The sequence below is a fragment of the bacterium genome (genome assembly GCA_035703895.1).
In the GTDB taxonomy this organism is placed as follows: domain Bacteria; phylum Sysuimicrobiota; class Sysuimicrobiia; order Sysuimicrobiales; family Segetimicrobiaceae; genus Segetimicrobium.
Genome location: DASSXJ010000127.1, coordinates 1 through 3,126, shown reverse-complemented (window position 1 = coordinate 3,126; position 3,126 = coordinate 1). Strand labels below are relative to the sequence as shown.

General features: G+C 68.7%; 2 protein-coding genes. Both read left to right on the top strand.

The window, feature by feature from the left end; genetic code table 11:
* Nucleotides 1-1,283 (top strand): ribonuclease J (locus VFP86_08715; protein HET8999711.1); only part of this gene is annotated, 1,283 nt, incomplete at its 5' end.
* 44 nt (nt 1,284-1,327) lie between these two features.
* Nucleotides 1,328-3,126: DNA translocase FtsK (locus VFP86_08710; GenBank protein HET8999710.1), on the top strand; the 1,799-nt coding region annotated here is incomplete at its 3' end.

The window sequence follows — 3,126 nt, the reverse complement described above, 5'->3', positions numbered from 1 at the left end:
CCTTCCGGGTCGGACCCTTCGAGGTCGAGCTCGTGCACGTCAACCACAGCATCCCCCAGGCCTGCGCGGTCGTGGTGCGCACGCCGTCCGGCACGGTGGTGTGTACGGGCGACTTCAAGTTCGACCAGACGCCGATCGACGACGCGCCGACGGACTTCTCGCGCCTCGCCGAGATCGGGGAGGCCGGGGTCCTCGTCGTCCTCATGGATTCAACGAACGTGGAACGGCCGGGGTACGCGCCCTCAGAACGGACCGTCGGATCGGCGCTGGATGGCATCTTCGGGCGCTCCCGGGGTCGCGTGCTCGTGACGACGTTCGCCAGCAACGTCCACCGCCTGCAGCAGGTTTTCACGACCGCCGCGCACCACGGCCGCAAGGTCGCGGTCGCGGGCCGGAGCATGGTCGATACGGTGACGATCGCCTCGGATCTCGGCGCGCTCAAGATCCCGAGGGGGACGCTTGTGCCGTTGGAGCAGATCGGCCGGCTGCCCCAGCGGCAGGTCGCGATCCTGACCACCGGCAGCCAGGGGGAACCGCTGTCCGCCCTGACGCGGATGGCGGCCGGGACACATCGGATGGTCACGATCACCCCGGGGGACACGGTCGTGCTCTCGGCCAGTCCCATTCCCGGCAACGAGAGCATGGTGGGGCGGACGATCAATCAGCTCTACCGGCAGGGCGCCGAGGTGATCCACGGCGCCGAGGTGCACGTCTCCGGGCACGCGTGCCAGGAGGAACTGAAACTCATGCTGACGCTGCTTCGCCCCCGCTTTTTCCTGCCGGTGCACGGAGAGTATCGTCACCTCGTGCTCAACCGCCATCTTGCCACCACGGTGGGGATTCCAAAGGAACGGATCCTGGTAGCGGAGAATGGTTCTGTGATCGAGGTGCAGGCCGGGCACATGGCCCAGGTCGGCGCGATCGAGGCGGGGAACGTCTTGGTCGACGGGCTCGGCGTCGGCGTCGGCACGGTGGTCCTGCGGGACCGGCGCCATCTTGCGCAAGATGGCGTGCTGATTGCGCTGGTCGTGCTCGACCATCGAACCGGAGAATTGTTGCGGGAACCGGACATCGTATCGCGCGGCTTCGTCCACGTGCGGGAGTCGGGAGACCTGATCGAGCAGTGTCGGCAGCAGGTTCGCGAGGCGATGGCGCAGTGCCGCGCTCGAGGCACGACAGAATGGGGGGCAGTTCGCTCAGCGATTCGGGAGACGCTCAGCAGGTATCTGTTCGAAGAGACACACCGGCAGCCGATGGTCCTTCCGTTGCTCGTGGAACTGTAGGCAGCAGACGACGCATCAGTCATCGCAGCACAGGAGGCCGCAGCATGGCCAGACGCAGAGCATCCCGATCCAGGTCCGCGAAAGTGGTGGGCGCGGTGCTCATCGCCCTCGCCTTGCTCGCCGGCGTGAGCGTGATTCCCCCGCAGACCGGCCAGGTGCCGCGGTTCATTGCCGCGCGCCTCGGCGCCGCGGTCGGCCGCGGCCTGCCGGCTCTCCCGATCCTGGGTCTCTTCCTCGGTCTCATCTTCTTCGTCAGGGAGTCTTTCCGGTTAAGCGTGCGGATCTACGGCGTCTTCCTCGGGTACCTCGTCGCCCTGGTGATGCTGCACCTACGCTATTCCGCGGGGCGGGAGTTCGCCGCCGCCCACGCGGGTCTGGGTGGGGGAGCCGTCGGCGCGGTTGCCGTGGCGACGCTCCGGCGGTGGGTCGGCGAACCGGGGTTGTGGCTGGCCACGGGGCTTGCCGGGATCGCGACGGTCCTGCTCCTCTCGAACCGGTCACTAACCGATGCTCTTCGCGCCGCGGGCCGGATCGGGCGGCAGATCGGCGCGCCCGTCGCCGCGGGGACGCGCGACGTGGCGTCGGCCGCCGGCGCCGCGCTCTATGCGGGCGCTCAGGTCCTCCCGGGAGCAGTGCAGCGGGGCATGGAGCACGTCGCCGCGAGAGGCCGGGCGGTCGCTTTGGATCTGTCGCGCGCCGTGCTCGCGAGACCGGCGCTGACGCGGGCTCCCGAGCCGGCGATGTCATCGTGGGAGCCATCCGCGCTCCCGGCGGTTCCGGCCGCGGCCCCGGAGCCGCCCGTGCCGGCGTATCACGATCTCGCCTCTGATGCCACTCCAACCGCGGACCAAGCGGACGAACTGGAAATCACCTCGCCGGCCGCGGTGAACGTCTCCCCCTCGGACGATTCGAGGGGTGCTGGAACAGGACGCCGCCGCAAGAAACCGTTGATCGAGCAGGAGCTCTTGAAGTTCCCCGTCCCGACGCGCCAGGGGTATACGCTGCCCCCGCTGTCCCTGCTCGACTCGTATCCGAACGGCTCGGCACGGGCGGGCCGCGTGGACCCACAAGAGGTCGCGCGCAGCCTCGAGCGGGCGCTGGCCAGCTTCGGGGTCGAGGCGAGAGTGATCCGGTGGGAGACCGGCCCCGTGGTCACCCGCTTCGAGCTCCAGCCCGCTCCAGGGGTCAAGGTGCAAAAGATTACGAGCCTCCAGAACGACATCGCGCTTGCGCTCGCGGCCAGCAGCGTCCGTCTCGAGGCGCCCATCCCGGGCAAGGCCGCGATCGGCGTCGAGTTGCCCAACGAGCGGCCGGGCATGGTCCATCTGCGCGAGATGTTGATGAGCCCGGAACTCCAGCAGGCGCCGTCTCCGCTCACCGTATCGGTCGGCAAGGGGATCGCGGGGCATCCGATCGTCGCGGACCTCGTCGCCATGCCGCACCTGCTCATCGCGGGCGCGACAGGCGCCGGCAAGAGCGTCGCGCTCAACTCCATGATCGCCACGCTCCTGTTCCGCGCGACGCCAGAAGCGGTCCGGTTCCTGATGATCGATCCGAAGCGGGTGGAGCTGACGAGCTACAACGGCATCCCCCATCTCCTGAGCCCCGTGGTGACCGGCCCCCGCGAGGCCGCCGCCAAGCTCAGGTGGGCGATCCAGGAGATGGAGAGCCGGTATGCGCTGTTCGCGGGCGAGGGCGTCCGGAACATCCAGGCCTTCAATGCACAGCACCCGGACCGCCCGCTGGCGTATATCGTGATCATCGTCGACGAACTGGCGGACCTGATGATGGTGTCCCCCAAGGACTTCGAAGAGATCATCTGCCGGCTCGCCCAGATGACCCG